Source organism: Flavobacterium sp., from assembly GCF_024642105.1.
Classification (GTDB): Bacteria; Bacteroidota; Bacteroidia; order Flavobacteriales; family Flavobacteriaceae; genus Flavobacterium.
Window position 1 is genome coordinate 15,202 of record NZ_JAHEBT010000053.1, and the last position, 17,999, is coordinate 33,200.

14 protein-coding genes and 1 tRNA gene are annotated in these 17,999 nt (G+C 35.5%); 7 read left to right on the plus strand and 8 right to left on the minus strand.

Annotated elements, in window-relative coordinates; translation table 11 throughout:
• Window positions 1-2: 2 nt before the first annotated feature.
• The 3 genes from Q0L65_RS08395 to corA are packed head-to-tail and all read right to left on the minus strand — an operon-like array spanning window position 3 to window position 4,410.
• Complete coding sequence (locus tag Q0L65_RS08395; protein WP_296685243.1) at window positions 3-1,196, minus strand: acetate kinase; 1,194 nt, start codon at window positions 1,194-1,196, stop codon at window positions 3-5.
• A 22-nt stretch (window positions 1,197-1,218) separates the two neighbouring features.
• The gene (gene pta / locus Q0L65_RS08400; protein WP_296685245.1) at window positions 1,219-3,312 is read right to left on the minus strand and encodes a phosphate acetyltransferase; all 2,094 of its coding nucleotides are present in this window, start codon (window positions 3,310-3,312) and stop codon (window positions 1,219-1,221) included.
• A gap of 27 nt (window positions 3,313-3,339) precedes the next feature.
• Window positions 3,340-4,410 (minus strand): magnesium/cobalt transporter CorA, encoded by a 1,071-nt coding sequence (gene corA, locus Q0L65_RS08405; protein WP_296685247.1) that lies wholly within the window; start codon window positions 4,408-4,410, stop codon window positions 3,340-3,342.
• 273 nt (window positions 4,411-4,683) lie between these two features.
• Between corA and Q0L65_RS08410 the strand changes: the two genes are divergently transcribed.
• The gene (locus Q0L65_RS08410) at window positions 4,684-7,245 is read left to right on the plus strand and encodes a zinc-dependent metalloprotease (RefSeq protein WP_296685249.1); all 2,562 of its coding nucleotides are present in this window, start codon (window positions 4,684-4,686) and stop codon (window positions 7,243-7,245) included.
• Window positions 7,246-7,335: 90 nt separating this feature from the next.
• Here Q0L65_RS08410 and dnaK read toward each other — a convergent pair whose 3' ends face one another.
• Window positions 7,336-9,222, minus strand: coding sequence for a molecular chaperone DnaK (gene dnaK / locus Q0L65_RS08415; protein WP_296685253.1), 1,887 nt, complete (start codon window positions 9,220-9,222; stop codon window positions 7,336-7,338).
• 285 nt (window positions 9,223-9,507) lie between these two features.
• On the opposite strand from dnaK, the gene Q0L65_RS08420 reads away from it, so the two are divergent.
• Both Q0L65_RS08420 and Q0L65_RS08425 read left to right on the plus strand, forming a co-directional pair.
• Window positions 9,508-10,221, plus strand: coding sequence for a hypothetical protein (locus Q0L65_RS08420; RefSeq protein WP_296685255.1), 714 nt, complete (start codon window positions 9,508-9,510; stop codon window positions 10,219-10,221).
• Between the two features lie 345 nt (window positions 10,222-10,566).
• Window positions 10,567-11,343 carry an NIPSNAP family protein gene (locus tag Q0L65_RS08425; protein WP_296685257.1) on the plus strand — a complete coding sequence of 259 codons (777 nt, stop codon included), beginning with the start codon at window positions 10,567-10,569 and terminating at the stop codon, window positions 11,341-11,343.
• Window positions 11,344-11,403: 60 nt separating this feature from the next.
• Here Q0L65_RS08425 and rocD read toward each other — a convergent pair whose 3' ends face one another.
• Window positions 11,404-12,687 (minus strand): ornithine--oxo-acid transaminase, encoded by a 1,284-nt coding sequence (gene rocD, locus Q0L65_RS08430; protein ID WP_296685258.1) that lies wholly within the window; start codon window positions 12,685-12,687, stop codon window positions 11,404-11,406.
• Between the two features lie 147 nt (window positions 12,688-12,834).
• Here rocD and Q0L65_RS08435 point away from each other — a divergent pair, with 147 nt between their 5' ends.
• Both Q0L65_RS08435 and Q0L65_RS08440 read left to right on the plus strand, forming a co-directional pair.
• Entirely contained in the window at window positions 12,835-13,608 is a 774-nt protein-coding gene (locus Q0L65_RS08435; protein WP_296685260.1) for a dienelactone hydrolase family protein, read from the plus strand.
• A gap of 31 nt (window positions 13,609-13,639) precedes the next feature.
• Window positions 13,640-14,656, plus strand: coding sequence for a M28 family metallopeptidase (locus Q0L65_RS08440; RefSeq protein ID WP_296685262.1), 1,017 nt, complete (start codon window positions 13,640-13,642; stop codon window positions 14,654-14,656).
• Between the two features lie 153 nt (window positions 14,657-14,809).
• Here the strand turns inward: Q0L65_RS08440 and Q0L65_RS08445 are convergent, their stop codons facing one another.
• A complete protein-coding gene (locus tag Q0L65_RS08445) occupies window positions 14,810-15,649 on the minus strand; it encodes a sulfurtransferase (RefSeq protein WP_296685263.1) in 840 nt (279 codons plus the stop codon).
• A gap of 262 nt (window positions 15,650-15,911) precedes the next feature.
• On the opposite strand from Q0L65_RS08445, the gene Q0L65_RS08450 reads away from it, so the two are divergent.
• Together Q0L65_RS08450 and Q0L65_RS08455 are read left to right on the plus strand one after the other, a co-directional pair.
• The gene (locus Q0L65_RS08450) at window positions 15,912-16,442 is read left to right on the plus strand and encodes a hypothetical protein (protein ID WP_296685265.1); all 531 of its coding nucleotides are present in this window, start codon (window positions 15,912-15,914) and stop codon (window positions 16,440-16,442) included.
• 38 nt (window positions 16,443-16,480) lie between these two features.
• Window positions 16,481-17,026 carry a hypothetical protein gene (locus tag Q0L65_RS08455; protein ID WP_296685266.1) on the plus strand — a complete coding sequence of 182 codons (546 nt, stop codon included), beginning with the start codon at window positions 16,481-16,483 and terminating at the stop codon, window positions 17,024-17,026.
• Window positions 17,027-17,107: 81 nt separating this feature from the next.
• On the opposite strand, the gene Q0L65_RS08460 is transcribed toward Q0L65_RS08455, so the two are convergent.
• Together Q0L65_RS08460 and bshB1 are read right to left on the minus strand one after the other, a co-directional pair.
• Window positions 17,108-17,181, minus strand: a tRNA-His gene (locus Q0L65_RS08460).
• 75 nt (window positions 17,182-17,256) lie between these two features.
• Window positions 17,257-17,973, minus strand: coding sequence for a bacillithiol biosynthesis deacetylase BshB1 (gene bshB1 / locus Q0L65_RS08465; protein ID WP_296685268.1), 717 nt, complete (start codon window positions 17,971-17,973; stop codon window positions 17,257-17,259).
• Window positions 17,974-17,999 lie beyond the last annotated feature (26 nt).

Below are 17,999 nucleotides of genomic sequence, written 5' to 3' on the forward strand. Positions count from 1 at the left end.
ATTTAGTGTAAGGAATCATACACCTGATTTGCAATTTCCAACTCTTCATTGGTAGGAATTACCAATATTTTAGTTTTGGCATTTGCCAAATTAATTTCGCGAAGCTGCTTCGAACGAATTTCATTTTTTTCGGTATCCAATGCCAATCCGAAGTAATCCATATCGGTACAAACTAATTGTCGAATCAACGACGAATTCTCTCCGATTCCTGCTGTAAAGACAATCGCATCCAGTCCGTTCAAAACAGCAGCATAGGAACCAATGTATTTTTTGATTCGGTAGGCATTCATTGCTAAAGCCAAACGACAATTTTCATCTCCTTTTTCAGCCTGTGCTTCAATATCTCTTAAATCGCTATACCCCGTCAAACCGAACATTCCGCTTTCTTTTTGCAAAAGTGTATTCACTTTATCCAACGAAAATCCTAAAGTATTCACCAAATAAAAAATAACCGATTGATCAATATCGCCGCTACGGGTTCCCATAACGAGTCCGTTCATTGGCCCAAAACCTAAAGTATGGTCAATACTCTTCCCATCTTGAATCGCCGTCATGCTGCATCCATTACCCAAATGAATGGTGATGATTTTTGAAGCCGCACAATTGTTTTCTTGCAAATAAGCAATGGCTTTTTCGGAAACGTATTTGTGACTGGTACCATGAAATCCATACACCCGAATTTTATTTTCGGTCAACAGTGCATTCGGAATGGCATATTTATGCGCCACCACAGGAATAGTTTGGTGAAACGCGGTGTCAAAAACCGCTACTTGTTGTGCTTCAGAAAAAATGGTTTCAGCCACAGTAATTCCTTCTAAATTAGCAGGATTATGTAAAGGTGCTAAATCAAAAAGTTGTTTGATTTTATCTTTAACCGCTGCTGTAATTACAACTGTATCCGAAAAAGCACTTCCGCCATGAACCACTCGATGTCCTACGGCTTGAATCTCTGAAGTGCTTTTAATAACACCCACTTTTTCGTCTAACAATAAGGCAGCAATCTTTTCTAAACCTACGGTATGATTGGGAATTGCTACTATTTCTTCTATTTTATTATTTTCGGTAGTGTAAGACAAATTGGAGTTGTCCAAACCAATTCGGTCAATCATTCCGCTACAAACAACGGTTTGAGCAGGCATTTCAATCAATTGGTATTTAATAGATGAGCTACCTGAATTTAATATTACTATTTTCATTCTGTTGAATTATTATTTTTAATTACAAACCTTGTGCTTGAATTGCCGTGATGACTACTGTATTGATAATATCATCAATGGTACAACCACGACTTAAATCGTTCACTGGTTTATTTAAACCTTGCAGCATTGGGCCAATAGCCAAAGCGCCTGTTTCTCTTTGAACCGCTTTGTAGGTATTATTTCCTGTATTCAAATCCGGAAAAATCAATACGCTAGCACGACCAGCGACTTCGGAATTAGGCATTTTACTTTGTCCCACTTCCAAATCTACGGCCGCATCGTATTGAATTGGACCTTCGATTTTTAAATCGGGACGTTGTGCTTTCACTATTTCAGTTGCTTTGCGAACCTTATCCACCTCATCTCCTTTTCCAGAAGTTCCTGACGAATAAGAAAGCATCGCTACTTTAGGTTCGATACCAAAAGCCAAACTCGAGTCGGCAGAAGAAATTGCAATCTCAGCCAATTGCTCCGCTGTTGGATTCGGATTAATCGCACAATCTCCAAAAACCGAAACACGGTCCTCCAAACACATAAAAAACACCGACGAAACTACCGAACAATTGGGTTTTGTTTTAATAAACTGTAAAGCAGGTAAAATGGTATGTTGCGTCGTATGAGCCGCTCCCGAAACCATTCCGTCAGCATGTCCTTTGTACACCATCATCGTTCCAAAATACGACACATCCTCTAACAAATCTTTGGCCATAGCCATAGAAACGTTCTTTGCTTTTCTCAATTCATAGTAGGTATTGACATAATCGTCATAATGTTCCGATTCAATTGGATTGATGATTTGCACTTTGGAAAAATCAAAGTCCAAACCTAATTCGGCGACTTTATTTTCAATTTGTTTTTTGTTGCCAATAATCGAAATATCCACTACATCCATAGCTAAAAGTCGAGCGGCTGCAATGATAATTCGCTCATCACTACCTTCGGGCAACACAATATGTTTTCGGTGCATTTTGGCACGTTTAACTAAATTGTATTGGAACATTTTTGGTGTCATACCCTCGGCTTTAAAAGTGATTAACTTTTGAGCCAAATTCTCTACATCAACGTATTTTTCAAACGTAGTAATTGAGGTGGCTATTTTTTGTTTGTTATTGGCATAAATTTTAGATTTAATAGCGCCTATTCTATTGGTAATATAATACGTTCCTTCTTCTACAGAAATAATGGGAACTACTGGCGAAAGTCCTTCAATCAGCTTCAAAATACTAGGCTCAGGCAAAATGTTTCCTGTTAAAACAATACCTGCTATCGTAGGATAATTAACCGATTCATTGGCTTGTAAAACGCCTAAGATAATATCGGCTCGGTCTCCTGGAGTAATAACTAAACTATCTTCTTTAAGGTGCAACAAGTAATTGCACAATTGCATCGCTCCTACACTAAAATTACTAGTTTGATTATTCAAATAGCCTTCCCCAAATAAAACTTTGGCATCCAAATCAATCACAATTTCTTGAACAGTGGGATGATTTAAACTTGAAATCACCGGAATTGCATTAATTAAAATAGTTTCAGGAAGGTTCTTTTTAAGACTTGTGGCAACTAATTCAATATTTTCGGCTTGCACTTTATTGGCAAAAATGGCCAATACCTCAACCTCTTTTATTTTGAACGAATCGTAAACAAGGTGTAAACTGTCAATTAACTCCTCTAAAGTTTTACCTACTCCCGAGCCTACAATTACCGTTGGAATCCCTAAATTTTTAGCAATTAAAACATTTATATCCAACTCAATAGCCGTTCCTTCACCTGTAAAACTGGTTCCTTCTACCAATACAAAATCAAATCGTTCTTCAAGACGTTTGTATTTCTCAATAATTAAATCAATGACATCTCCTAATTTGCCTTTGTTTTTCTTCTTGATCAGTTTACTTTTTGTAATAGCATAAGCATCTTCAAATTCAATATCCAAACCAAAATGAGTAATCACCGTTTCAATGTGATTGTCAAATCCGCCTTCTTCAATATCTTCGATAATAGGTCTAAAATAACCTACTTTGGCTGTTTTACCAATTAGCATACTCATTAGTCCTAAAGTGACTATTGATTTTCCACTGCTGGGCTCACTAGTAGCAATATATATGGATTTACTCATTCTTTTTCTTTTTAATTGGTAAACAAATTAAAACCATCTCCTTTTTTTGAAATAAAACAACATCGCTATGCCTATAAAAATCATGATTCCTACTATTGTATAATAACCGTTTGGATATTTTAACTCAGGCATGTATTCAAAGTTCATTCCGTACACTCCTACAATAAATGTCAACGGAATAAAAATTGCAGACACAATAGTCAAGGTTTTCATGATTTCGTTCATCTTATGTGTTTGGAACGAAAAGAAAAAATTAGATGCACTTTCAAGAGATCCCATATCCAATTCAATTTGTTCCAAAAGTTCTAAGCTTTTTTGATGCAATCGGGCGAAAAAACTAAAGTTTTCATTTTCAATTACATTGAATACATTGTCGTCTTTTATGCTTTTGATATCATACAATGAATCCCGCAACGGAATAATAGAACGTTTTAAAAAATTCAAATTGTCGCGATGTTTTTCAATTCGTTCAAGAATCGTGGGGTTGTCACTATTTTTGGATAAATTAATTAATTCTTCTACTTTATCTTCTTCATGTTCCAAAGTGATGTAGAAATTTTCCATCACAGCATCTAATAAAATGTACAATAAATAATCGGCTTTTTTAGTTCGCACTATTCCCGAGTGGGTACGAATACGCTCCCTAATATGAGTAAAGAAATCACTTCGTTTTTCTTGAAACGACAGCAAAACACCATCTTTAATCAAAAAACTAATTTGCTCTACTTGAATATTATCTGAATGTTCTGTGGGTAATAGGGATTTGATGTTAAAAAACAATACCTCTTGTTGTTCTTCTAATTTAGTACGTTTGGTCGTGTTCAAAATATCGGCCAACATGAAATTATCAATTTCAAAATAATCTCCAATTGCTTTAACTAACTCAATATTATTAAGTCCGTGAAGGTTAAGCCAATTTGTTTTTTGAGGATCAATGCTTTTAGTAAAATCAGCTACTTTTATTTTTTCAAATTCTGTCAAGTTCAAATCATCGTATACAAACAATTGCATTTCTGATTCATTACTTTTATGAATCCCTGTATATTCCAAATGCAAAGGCTGTACTTTTCGTCCTTTTTTGTATCTAATTTTTCTCATAAACAAATTCCATTTTACAGTATCTAATAGTATAACTAATAGTATTAAAGCCATCACAAAAATAGGTAGAAATTAACTCTAACTACATGAGATTAATCATATTTATGAAAAAAATAATATTGGGTTCCTTTTGATAATATTGAAACAAAACCACCCATTTATACTATTATTTTAAAAATATATCAATAGATTTGAATATTCGTAGTAAGTTTACGAATAACTATTGCCTTATTCTACCAATAACTTAGTATTAATTTAAAAAAGAGGAATTAAATGGTAAAACTAAAATCAAGTTTAATTGTTGCGAGTTTTCTTGTCTGCTTTAGTCAAGGAGCATTGAGTCAAAACAAAAAAAAGAAAGATGCTGTAAAACCTGCTGTTGCAGCTACAGAAACCCCTAAAACTGACGCAAAAAAAGGACCAAAACCGTATAATAAAGTAATTGACACCACAGCGGTTACTCAAAAAGGGCTTATTGACATCCACAAAATGGATTCTAAATACCTTTTTGAAATCCCAGCGACTTTATTAGACACTGAAATCATGACCATTACTAGATTTTCAAAAACTCCTGCTGGAGGTGGAATTTTTGGTGGTGAAGAAGTCAACCGACAAGTAATTCAATTTGAAAAAGGATTAAATAATACTTTGTTATTACGTTCTATCAGTTATGTAATCATGTCGCCTGATGGAGACAAGCCATTAGCCCAAGCGGTGAAAAATTCATCTACGAATCCTATTATTGGAAACTACGATATTTTAGCCATAAAAAAAGGAGAGGATGGTAAAGAAGCGTCATACGTTATCGATATGACCCCTACTTTTGATGCTGATGTACAAACGTTTTCATTAGATCCTGTAAAAAAACAAACATTAAGTATTCAGGCATTCCAAAAAGAGAAATCATTTATTCAAAAAATCAGCAGTTTCCCTATCAATACGGAAATCAGAACGGTAAAAACTTTTTCTACAGTACCCAATTTATTATCTCTAAACCCAATGCCTAAAATTGGCACCAACTTACCTGCTGGTTTGGATTCAGGATTTTTGACTGTAGAACTAAATACATCCATGATTGCTTTACCAAAAAATCCAATGCGCAAAAGAACATTTGATGCGCGTGTAGGGTATTTTGCCAATCAATATGGTGTTTTTGAAGAAGAATCACACAAATCAGATACTGAAGTTTTTGCTGTCAGATGGCGTTTAGAACCTAAATCAAAAGAAGATGCTGCCAAGCAAAAAAGAGGTGAGTTAATCGAACCTGCTAAACCTATTGTGTATTACATTGACCCTGCTACACCTGACAAATGGAAAAAATACATCAAACAAGGTATCGATGATTGGCAAGTAGCCTTTGAAAATGCAGGTTGGAAAAATGCGATTCGTGGCGAATATTGGCCAGAAAATGATCCTACGATGAGTTTAGAAGATGCGCGTTTCTCTGTATTGCGCTATTTTGCTGCCGAAATTCAAAATGCATATGGTCCAAATGTTCATGATCCAAGAACAGGTGAGATTTTGGAAAGCCACATTGGTTGGTACCATAATATTATGAGTTTGTTACGCAATTGGTACTTAATTCAGACTGCTGCTGTAGATCCTGCTGCCAGAAAAAAACAATTTGACGACAACTTAATGGGCGAATTAATTCGTTTTGTATCTTCTCATGAAGTTGGTCATACCTTAGGATTACGTCACAACATGGGAGCTAGTTCAGCTACGCCAGTCGAAAAATTGAGAGATGCCGCCTTCCAAGAAAAGAACGGACATACTTCTTCTATCATGGACTACGCCCGTTTCAATTATGTAGCACAACCTGAAGACGGCGTAAAACATTTGTTCCCAAGAATTGGAGATTATGACAAATGGGCTATTAAATGGGGGTATTCTTATTTTGACGACGCCAAAACTGAAAAAGAGGAAAAAGCTACTTTGAACGAAATGACTAAAGAAGCGTATAAAAATCGTCGTCTTTGGTTTGGTACAGAAACTAGCCCATACGACCCACGATACCAAACAGAAGATATCGGAGACAATGCAATGAAAGCATCGACTTACGGAATTAAAAACCTAAAACGTATTCTTCCAAACCTATTGGAATGGAGTAAAGAAAAAGGAGAAAGTTATGCTGAATTAGATGAATTGTACACCGCACTTACAGGACAGTTCAGACGTTATTTAGGGCATGTTACTAAAAACGTAGGAGGAATTTATGATTCGCCTAAAACCTATGATATGGGTGGTAACCAATTTGAAGTAGTCCCAAGAAGTATTCAAAAAGAAGCAGTTAGTTTCTTAAATACACAATTATTTGCTACGCCAAAATGGTTAATGAACCAAAGTGTATTGGCAAAAATCAACCCAGACAATGGTGTGGAAGCCATCAAAGCAATGCAAGAATCTACCTTGAGTAATGTATTAGCTGGAGACCGAATGGTTCGTTTGTTCGAAGGTTCGTCTATTAATAAAAACAACTATTCTGTTGATGAATTAATGACCGACTTGCGTAATGGAATTTTTGCCGAATTAAAATCAAATGCACCAATTGATATCTACAGAAGAAATCTTCAAAAAGTTTTTATCGATAAAGTAACTGGATTATTAAACCCAGGAAATGCCACTGTACGTTCAGTACCTGTGGGAGTTACTTATGGTTTTAACACGAGAACAGTTAATTTGAACCAAACCGATTTGCCTTCTATTGCTAGAGGCCAATTAGTAAGTTTAAAATCAAATGTAAAAGCGGCAGCATCTCGATCTACTGACCGATTAAGTAAATTACACTTATTGGATTTAGTAGCGCGAATTGACAAAGCTTTAGACCCAAAATAAAAAATCCGACTCTCATAAGTCGGATGAAATACCATAAAAAAACCGAGCTATTGCTAGCTCGGTTTTTTGTTTATATAAATGAAATAGTTATTATTTCACTTCTTCGAAGTCAACGTCTTCCACATTGTCTCCTGATTGCGCATCCCCTTGAGGTTGTGCATCCGCTTGACCTTGTTCTCCTTGAGCATACATCGCTTCTGTAGCTTTTTTCCAAGCTGCATTGATGTTGTCCAAAGCCGTTTGAATCGCTGCGATATCTTGAGATTGGTGTGCCATTCTCAATTCAGTTAAAGCATACTCGATAGCCACTTTGTTGTCATCAGATAATTTATCACCTAATTCTTTCAATTGACTTTCCGTTTGGAAGATCATTCCGTCAGCTTCGTTCAATTTTTCAGCTTTTTCTCTCGCCGCTTTATCTGCATCCGCATTTGCTTCAGCATCTTTTTTCATTTTCTCGATTTCTTCAGCTGTTAATCCAGAAGAAGCTTCGATACGAATGTCGTGCGATTTTCCAGTTCCTTTATCAGTAGCCGAAACTTTGATGATACCATTAGCATCAATATCAAAAGTTACTTCAATTTGAGGAACTCCTCTTGGTGCTGGTGGAATACCATCTAAGTGGAAACGACCAATTGTTTTATTATCAGCAGCCATTGCTCTAGCTCCTTGCAATACGTGGATTTCAACAGATGGTTGAGAATCAGCAGCAGTAGAGAATACTTGTGATTTTTTAGTTGGGATTGTTGTGTTCGACTCAATCAATGTAGTCATTACACCACCCATAGTTTCGATACCTAAAGAAAGAGGTGTTACGTCAAGTAACAATACATCTTTTACATCTCCAGATAAAACTCCACCTTGGATTGCAGCTCCAATAGCTACTACCTCATCAGGGTTAACACCTTTAGACGCTTTTTTACCGAAGAATTTTTCTACTTCGTCAGCAATTCTTGGCATACGAGTAGAACCTCCTACAAAGATTACTTCGTCAATATCAGATGTAGATAAACCTGCATCTTTCAATGCTTTAGCAACTGGTTCCATAGAACGTTTTACTAAAGTATCAGACAATTGCTCAAATTTAGCTCTTGTTAATTTTTTTACTAAGTGTTTAGGTCCTGAAGCTGTAGCAGTTACATAAGGCAAGTTGATTTCAGTTTCTGCTGAAGATGACAACTCAATCTTCGCTTTCTCAGCTGCTTCTTTGATACGTTGCAATGACATTGGGTCCAAACGCAAGTCAATTCCTTCTTCTGCTTTGAATTCATCTGCCAACCAGTCAATGATGGTTTGGTCAAAGTCATCTCCACCTAAGTGTGTATCTCCATTAGTAGACAATACTTCAAATACACCGTCTCCTAATTCCAATACAGAGATATCGAATGTACCTCCACCTAAATCGTAAACTGCAATTTTTTGGTCTGTCCCTTTTTTATCTAAACCGTATGCTAATGCAGCAGCAGTTGGTTCGTTGATAATACGCATTACTTTTAAACCAGCAATTTCACCTGCTTCTTTAGTAGCTTGACGTTGCGCATCGTTAAAGTAAGCTGGAACAGTAATAACTGCTTCAGTAACGGTTTGACCTAAATAGTCTTCCGCTGTTTTTTTCATTTTTTGAAGTGTCATAGCTGACAATTCTTGTGCAGTGTATAGACGACCATCAATATCCACACGTGGTGTATTGTTGTCTCCTTTTACTACTGAATAAGGAACTCTTTTTGCTTCAGCCGAAACTTCAGAAAAAGAATGTCCCATAAAACGTTTGATAGAAGCAATCGTTTTGGTAGGATTTGTTACCGCTTGTCTTTTTGCAGGATCTCCTACTTTAATTTCTCCGCCTTCTACAAAAGCGATGATAGAAGGAGTTGTTCTTTTTCCTTCCGCATTAGGGATAACTACTGCCTCGTTACCTTCCATTACAGAAACACAAGAGTTGGTTGTACCTAAATCAATTCCGATGATTTTACCCATTTTGATTATATTTAATTTAGTTTGATATTCATTTTAATCACTCGAAGTCCCTATTTCAATCTTTGTGCCAAGTCCCTGACAGTATAGAAATTGTCAGTTTTCAGCCCAACTGACGTAAAAATGGCTGACAAGATGACATTTTTAAAGTGAATTAATATCTAATAAAAAAGCCCATTTGATGATTTGTACTATTTATTATTTATTTTTGAAAAAAGATAAACCTGATAATTTTCAGATATATAAGTTAACTGAAAGTTTATTGAAAAAAGCATTAATAATTAAAAAATGAATAAAATACTTACATTGTGCTTTGTTTTCGTTACAATCGAAATGTTTTCTCAGATTGAAGAAAAACCAATTAATTATAAAAAAATTAATTTTGTCTACGAAACAAAGTCAAATTATTTCATTGATGAAAATGGAATTTACGCTGATAGTTTATTGATAAAGTTAGACTTCCCAGAAATTAAATTCACCACTGTAAATGAGTTAATTGAGAATAAAAATTATAATTCTTTTATTCCGTTAAAACATTTAAAGGGATCAAATATCAAAAAACTTTGCGGCATCTTATATCATACAAATCAAAAGTTTATTGGCGAATATGATGCGGAAAAGAACGAAACAAATTATAGAATTGAAAGAAATGATGAATTGACCAAAAAAATCTTTAAAAATATTTTAAAAGAACGTTATTCAAACTTTTTTTATAAAAAAGTTATAAAATTCTCAAAAAACAAAATTCATTTGAACTATCCTAGTGTAAATTATACTTTCACAATTACTGAAAAAGCCAAAAATATTATCATGGAAAATCAGGTTATTGGAAGATACAAAGAAGTTGTAAATAATATAGAGTTTTCTAATGTAGTTTTGCTTAACATCAATTTAGATTCTAAAATAATGCCAGATGATTTTTTTACAAATAATAACTACGGAGTCGAGGTAATTAAGAAATTGAATGCCACAACAATCTTGAAATCAGTAAAATATTATTAATAGAACATTAATTAAGTAAAACCTGCAATTAACAGCCGTTGGGCAAGATTGCAAATTTTGGGTTTAATTTAGTAACAACCACCGCGTGCGCAAAATGAAATTCGACGAAGTCAATCCTTTCGCGTGGTTTTCATCAATTCTGTATAGTGCTTTGATTTTGATTCAAATAGAATAAAAATAAAATTCAAAGAAAATAAACAGACGTAGTGTGGTATTAGGATACGCGAAGGGATTCGCACGCTAGCAAGTGGAAAAACTTTTGAACTACTGAATTTGACTGGAACTAAATTCTTTAGTAGCAAACTCCAAAACAATTCCTTACTTTAGCAAGAAATACCAACCGCTATGAAAACCATAAAAACGCTACTTTTTTGTTTTGCTCTAATTGCCATCAGCGCTACGAGTACCGCACAAAAGAGAGAATACTACCAAATAAAAACCTACAACCTAAGATCAGAGGCGCAGTTAACTGTAACCGAGAATTTTTTAAAAGATGCCTATTTACCTGCTTTGAAAAAAATAGGAATAAAAGCAGTCGGTGTTTTTAAGCCTAAAACATTTGCCGCCGATTCTATTAAGAAAATTGTCGTAGTAATTCCGTTTGCCTCTAGCAAGCAGTTTTTACAATTAGAAGAAAAATTAGCCAAAGACCAATACTATCTGGAAGTAGGTGCGCCGTATTTGAATGCCACTTACAATCAGGCGCCGTATGTACGTATTGAATCAGTGCTTTTACAAGCCTTTACTGATCATCCGTTTTTGACACTGCCAGAATTAGACAGTCCGAGAGCAAATCGTGTGTATGAATTGCGCAGTTACGAATCAGCAACTGAGGCTATTTATCGTAGAAAAGTCGATATGTTTAACGCTGGAGGCGAAATCAAATTATTCAAGCGCTTGCAATTCAATGCCGTGTTTTATGGCGAAGTACTTTCAGGAGGCAAAATGCCGAATTTAATGTATTTGACTACGTTTGCTAATCAAGAAAGTAGAGACGCACATTGGAAATCTTTTGTCGATTCTCCTGAGTGGAAAGCCTTAATTGCTATGGACAAATACAAAAATACCATTTCCCATATCGATATTTTGTTCTTGTACCCAACAGACTATTCTGATTATTAAACTAAGTCAATTCATAAAAAAGAAACCCCAAGAACACATTGGTTTTTGGGGTTTATTGTTTTATCTAAACTCATTCAACGAACGCTCGATAATTCCTAAACATTCGTGAATTTGACTTTCGGTGATTACCAAAGGTGGCGCTAAACGAATTTTGTTGCCGTGAGTCGGCTTGGCTAACAAACCATTGTCTCTAAATTTCAAGCAAATATCCCAAGCTAAATCGGAATCCTCCTCGCTGTCAATTACAATCGCATTGAGCAATCCTTTTCCTCTAACTAATTGAATCAACGAATTTCGAGACGCGATTTCTTTCAATCCCTGACGGAATACTTCGCCTAAATACGCCGCGTTTTGTGCTAAATTTTCTTCTTTAATGACTTCCAAAGCAGCTACCGCCACCGCTGCAGCAATAGGATTTCCTCCAAAAGTTGAACCGTGTTGTCCTGGCTGAATAACATTCATAATAGCATCATTGGCCAATACCGCCGAAACAGGAAAAACGCCACCTGAAAGTGCTTTGCCCAAAATCAAAATATCGGGTTTTACTTCAGGTTTCTTTTCACAGCCTTTTTTACATTCGCAATTGCCGCAAGTCGCTAACAAACGGCCTGTACGGGCAATTCCAGTTTGTACCTCATCGGCAATAAACAAAACATTGTTCGACTCACACAATTCTTTGGCTTGTGCCAAATACCCTTCGCTAGGCACATACACACCTGCCTCGCCTTGAATCGGCTCTACCAAGAAACCAGCTATGGTTTTGGACGAAGCCAAGGCTTTCGCCAAAGCATCGATGTCATCGTACGGAATTTTGATAAATCCATTGGTGAACGGACCAAAATTCTTACGCGCCGATTCATCATTAGAAAACGAAATAATAGTAGTCGTTCTTCCATGAAAATTGTTCTCACAAACAATAATTTGAGCTTCATTTTCAGGAATACCTTTTACTTCATAAGCCCATTTTCTGCACAATTTCAAAGCCGTTTCTACCGCCTCTGCTCCTGTGTTCATGGGTAAGACTTTGTCAAAACCAAAATAATTGGTGACATATTCTTCATACGGCCCCAATTGGTCGTTAAAAAAAGCTCTAGAGGTCAAGGTCAATTTTTGCGCTTGTTGTACCATAGCATTGACAATCTTTGGATGACAATGCCCTTGATTCACGGCAGAATAGGCCGACAAAAAATCATAGTATTGTTTCCCATCTACGTCCCAAACATACACTCCTTCTCCTCTTTCTAAAACGACTGGCAGCGGATGATAATTATGCGCTCCGTATTGATTTTCTTTGGCAATTAATGCTTCTGATGTAGCAGATAAATTAGCAGTATCCTGACTCATAACAAGTTTTTTTTAGCGGTTCAATTGAAGAACAAACTTAGTCAATCCAACCCATAAAAGGAAGTTAAATCTACATTTTAGCTTAAAACTAAAATAGTAGTTTGTAATTCACTAAAATCTTTTACATTTATACCAAAACAAATTCACATGAGAAATATCAAATACGTGCTATTTGGAGCCGTCCTTTTTACAACTGGTTTATTTGCTCAATTACAACCCGTTCAATACAAAGACGGAAACCAAATTTTGAATGGTTTAGCCATCAAACCGAGTAAATCAAGCGCACAAAAACCAGGAATCTTAGTGCTTCCTGCTTGGAAAGGAATTGATGCACATGCCAAAACTACTGCTGAAAATTTATCCAAATTAGGCTATTATGCTTTCGTAGCTGATATTTATGGCGAAGGAAATTATCCGCAAACTACCGCTGATGCTGGTAAAATGGCAGGGTTTTATAAACAGAATACCGATTTGTACCAAAAACGTATCGAATTGGCATTGGAACAATTAATCCAATCGGGAGCTAATCCGGATAACATTGCTGTAATTGGTTTTTGCTTTGGTGGAACAGGTGCTTTAGAAGCGGCTAGAGATCATTTAAAGGTAAAAGGTGTGGTATCCTTTCACGGCGGTTTAGGCAAAGATGCTAACCGTGCTGTTACTCCAATTAACACTAAGGTTTTAGCCTGTCATGGAGCCGATGACCCTTTTGTTTCAAAGGAAGAAATTGCCGCTTTCCAACAAGAAATGCGTGATGCCAAAGCCGATTGGGAAATGATTTATTATGCCAATGCAGTGCATTCTTTCACTGATCCCGCTGCTGGAAACGACAATTCTAAAGGAGCTGCTTACAACGAAAAAGCCGCACAACGCTCTTTTGAACACATGAAATTATTCTTAAACGAAGTATTACAAAAATAAATTGATTCAATAACCTACAATATATTAAAAAATGAAAAAACTACTTTTTCTTTCCCTAATCGCATTAGGAACTTCTTGTAAAAACGGTGCTTTGGTCTCAACCAATAAAAATATAGACCCAACCAAATACATGAAAACCATCACGACAGAAGAGTTAAAAAAACACCTTTACATCATCGCTGCCGATTCCATGGAAGGACGTGAAACGGGTTCTGCTGGTCAGAAAAAAGCAGGTCGTTATTTGATTAGCCAATACCAAAATAATCAAGTTTCGTTTCCAAAAGGAACTAACAGCTATTACCAACCGATACCAGCTGCCTATTTGAATAAAAAATACGGTGGAAATCTAGGTGATTCTGAAAATATCTGGGCGTTCATCGAAGGCTCTGAAAAACCAAATGAAATTGTCGTGATTTCTGCCCATTACGACCACGTGGGAACCAAAGATGGCGAAGTGTATAATGGTGCTGATGACGATGGGTCTGGAACTTCTGCCTTGTTAGAATTGGCGCAAGCCTTCCAAATCGCTAAAAAAGAAGGACACGGACCCAAACGTTCGATTCTTTTTCTACATGTAACTGGAGAAGAACACGGTTTACATGGTTCTCGTTTCTACTCTGAAAATCCATTATTCCCATTAGAAAATACCGTAGCTGATGTGAATATTGATATGATTGGACGTCGTGACGAAATCCATCCCAACACAAACAATTATGTGTATGTTATTGGAGCCAATCGCTTGTCTTCTGAATTGGATTTTGTTAGTTCTATTATGAATCAAAAATATGTAGGACTGGATTTAGATTACCGTTTTAACGACCCTAAAGATCCAAATCATTTTTACGAACGTTCTGACCATTATAACTTTGCAAAACACGGAGTCCCTTCTATATTTTTCTTTAATGGTGTGCATGCGGATTACCACAAAAAAACAGACGAACCAGACAAAATTGAATACGATGCCTTAGCAAAAAGAGCGCAATTGGCCTTTGTAACGGCTTGGGAATTAGCCAATAGAAAAGACCGAATTGTCGTGGATAAAAAATAAAATAATCTTGTTGAAAACTGAGGGAGTCTAAAAACACAAAATTTGTCATTCCGAATTCATTTCGGAATCTATAAATAGTATCAAATTAATTATTTATAGAAACTGAAACAAGTTCAGTTTGACAAGAATAAGGCTTTTTAGACCCCCTCTTTTTTATTTCTCAATACCAATCTTTCTATTGTTTCTGGACCATTCGCTCCAAGAACCCACATACAATTTAGGTAGTGGTAAATCAGCGACAGCTAGTGCTAAAAGTGTATGACAAGCCGTAACTCCCGAACCACAATGCACTACTCTATTCTCTGCTGGAGTATTTTCAAACGCTTTTTGATACTTCGTTTTCAATTCGTCAGGGGACAAAAAGAAACCTTCGGCGTCTAAATTAGCCGTAAACGGAATATTCGTCGCACCTGGAATATGACCCGCAACCCAATCAATTGGTTCTGTTTCTCCTTTAAAGCGGGCTGATTCACGTACATCAATCACTACAAATTGTTCTTTTTGTATCATATCATCCATTCCTTGCAAGTCAATTGTAGACCATTGCCAATATTGAACAGGATACGATTCGACCTGATTGGCAACTTCAACTGCAGAACTTGTTGGAAACCCAGCCTGAATCGCCGCTTGAATGCCACCACTCAAGACTTGTACTTTGTCATGACCAATAGCGCGTAACATCCACCAAAAACGTGCTGCAGCATTGGCACCATTTTTATCATCATACACCACCACCCAAGTTTCGGGTGTGATGCCTAAGTCGGTTAGAGTTTTAGAAAACTGTTCCGCCGTTGGCAATGGATGACGACCGCCTAAGGAAACATCTTTTTTGATATCGGCCAATTGAGTATTCACATCCACAAACAAAGCGCCTTTTAAATGGGATTGTTGGTAATTCTGGTAAGCCGTAGGGCTATTGGTCGCATCTACCAACACGATTGCGTTGGACTGCACCGCATTGATTAATTGACTAGGAGTGAGTATTGGATTCATGTTAGTATAAAATTAACTAGTATAAACTTAGTTATTTTATATAACACCAAACAATTAAATCTTTTCATTTTAAAATATAATAAAAAATTTCTTATGTTTGTAATGCCCTGTAACTGCAATAGATTCCAAATAAAATTCCATTACAGAAATTAAAAACACTTTAAACTTTTATTAAAAACCTCTATATGTAGAGTTTTATTGAAATTTTAATAAATTACAATAAAATATTTTAATAGAAATAAATCATTAAAAAACTAAAATTATGAGACAAATCGGCATTTATTTTTTTATAGTATTCACAATATGTACAATTAGTAGCTGTGAAAATAAAAAACAAACAACAAATCAATATTCAACAATAACTATTAAGAAACCCGAAGAAATATATCAATCATTAAAACTTATTGATAGTTTTGTGAAAATTAATAAGAGTAATATAGAAAAAAACACAGTGCTAAAGGAAAAATATGAAGCTTCATGTACAAATCAAATGTTGCCTTTAATTGATAAAAAAGGACTATATAATGATTTACCATTTGAATTGATGGCAACCGCTATGAACAATGGAAAAGTTTATGGGAATTTTATATATGAAGACGAAAAATATTTTGTAAAAGTAACTTGTATTATTAAAAATTCACAACTTGAAAATCTTCAAGAAAACAATAAATATTTCATAAAATTTAATACTGCTAAATTTGAGAGCGGGGTATCTTTTGAAAATGAATTTTCAAAAATTGAACTACCTATAGTAAATGGATATTTAAAATCTTTTACTCCTCTAAAAAAATAAATTGAAAACGATTCTGATAAACTATTTTAAATACTAAAATGAAACATTTTATATATCTAATTTTAGGCGGAGTTATCGGACTTTTTTTTGGTGTAATTTTCGGATTCATATTTGATACTATGTATACTAAAAAATCAGAACTTGCAACAAAACAAACCATTCAAGTAATTATTTTTGGTGGATTAGGAACAATAGCTGGTGCTTCATTAGGTGCTAAAATTGCTTCTGAAGAGAAAGAAAAAAGGAAAAAAGAATTAGAATATCAAAAAAGTTTAATTGAAACAAGATGCAACTTCTGCAATGAAAGTTTTCAATACTCTACGCTTGAATTTACAAATAAAAAATATTGTGATTGTTGTATCTCCAAAATTAAGCAAGATTATATTTCAAAGTGCTTGGAAATTAATTCAATAGTAAAAGGAATTGAAGAATTAAAAAGACATTCTGCAATAAATAAAAGATTGGATAGAGTTGCTGAAATTGCAAAAAGTTTAGAGCCTTATGAAAATATTGATCTTGATTTTATTTCAAAAAAACCATCAGAAATATTAGAAAGCACAATTGAATATCGTTTAAACCTTTAATGATAAACTAAATACTTTATAGCATTTTTGAATTATAGCCACAAAAAAAGCCTCGAATTGCTTCGAGGCTTTTGCCTTTTGGGTGGATGATGGGGTTCGAACCCACGACCCTCGGCACCACAAACCGATGCTCTAACCAGCTGAGCTACAACCACCATTTGTATAACGGGTGCAAATATAGAACAAATGTTCACTTTCGCAAAGAAAATGATAAAAAAAATATGCCAATTTTAAATCAAATCCCCTAAGCTATTGACAGCCAAATACCTTTCTACCGTAAAACCTTCAGCATGCTCTACTCCAACCAAGCGGCCAAAATCTCTGGAACGGTAATTTAGGCTTTCCAAAAAGTTTTTACTCGTTATAGGCGATTCGGGTTCTGTAGAATTAGGGTCATAAAATTGAGACCGATAGGCTAAAATAGCGGCCACTTTTGTATCGGTAAAACCCGTAATATCCACCACAAAATCCGGTTTAATATCGTTCCATTGAATGTAATGGTACACTAGTTTAGGTCGCCACGCTTGTTGAGTCTGTCCATCTAATTGCGTTTCAATTTTCATCAATCCCGATAAAAAACAGGCATCCGAAACCAATTGACTTCCTTTGCCATGGTCAATATGTCGGTCTTCAATGGCGTTGCACAACACAATCTCTGGTTGGTATTTGCGAATCATTTTGATTACTTCCAATTGGTGTGCCTCATCATTCGCAAAAAAACCATCTCGAAAACGAAGATTTTCACGCACTGCAACACCCAAGATTTGAGCTGAAGCAGCTGCTTCTTGGTCACGCAAATCAGCTGAGCCTCGAGTCCCTAATTCGCCACGAGTCAAATCGACAATTCCCACTGTTTTGCCCAAAGCAATTTCTTTCAAAATAGTCCCTGCGCAACCCAATTCGACATCGTCTGGATGTGCTCCAAAAGCCAGTATATCTAATTTCATCTTAGTTTTATTTTGATATTTTTATT

Excerpts from the sequence above, each read along its gene's own strand:
- Q0L65_RS08420 (WP_296685255.1), top strand. The coding sequence starts at position 9,508 with ATGAATAAAATACTTACATTGTGCTTTGTTTTCGTTACAATCGAAATG.
- dnaK (WP_296685253.1), bottom strand. The coding sequence starts at position 9,222 with ATGGGTAAAATCATCGGAATTGATTTAGGTACAACCAACTCTTGTGTT.
- Q0L65_RS08445 (WP_296685263.1), bottom strand. The coding sequence starts at position 15,649 with ATGAATCCAATACTCACTCCTAGTCAATTAATCAATGCGGTGCAGTCC.
- rocD (WP_296685258.1), bottom strand. The coding sequence starts at position 12,687 with ATGAGTCAGGATACTGCTAATTTATCTGCTACATCAGAAGCATTAATT.
- Q0L65_RS08440 (WP_296685262.1), top strand. The coding sequence starts at position 13,640 with ATGAAAAAACTACTTTTTCTTTCCCTAATCGCATTAGGAACTTCTTGT.
- Q0L65_RS08410 (WP_296685249.1), top strand. The coding sequence starts at position 4,684 with ATGGTAAAACTAAAATCAAGTTTAATTGTTGCGAGTTTTCTTGTCTGC.
- pta (WP_296685245.1), bottom strand. The coding sequence starts at position 3,312 with ATGAGTAAATCCATATATATTGCTACTAGTGAGCCCAGCAGTGGAAAA.
- corA (WP_296685247.1), bottom strand. The coding sequence starts at position 4,410 with ATGAGAAAAATTAGATACAAAAAAGGACGAAAAGTACAGCCTTTGCAT.
- Q0L65_RS08395 (WP_296685243.1), bottom strand. The coding sequence starts at position 1,196 with ATGAAAATAGTAATATTAAATTCAGGTAGCTCATCTATTAAATACCAA.
- Q0L65_RS08435 (WP_296685260.1), top strand. The coding sequence starts at position 12,835 with ATGAGAAATATCAAATACGTGCTATTTGGAGCCGTCCTTTTTACAACT.
- Q0L65_RS08425 (WP_296685257.1), top strand. The coding sequence starts at position 10,567 with ATGAAAACCATAAAAACGCTACTTTTTTGTTTTGCTCTAATTGCCATC.
- Q0L65_RS08450 (WP_296685265.1), top strand. The coding sequence starts at position 15,912 with ATGAGACAAATCGGCATTTATTTTTTTATAGTATTCACAATATGTACA.
- Q0L65_RS08455 (WP_296685266.1), top strand. The coding sequence starts at position 16,481 with ATGAAACATTTTATATATCTAATTTTAGGCGGAGTTATCGGACTTTTT.
- bshB1 (WP_296685268.1), bottom strand. The coding sequence starts at position 17,973 with ATGAAATTAGATATACTGGCTTTTGGAGCACATCCAGACGATGTCGAA.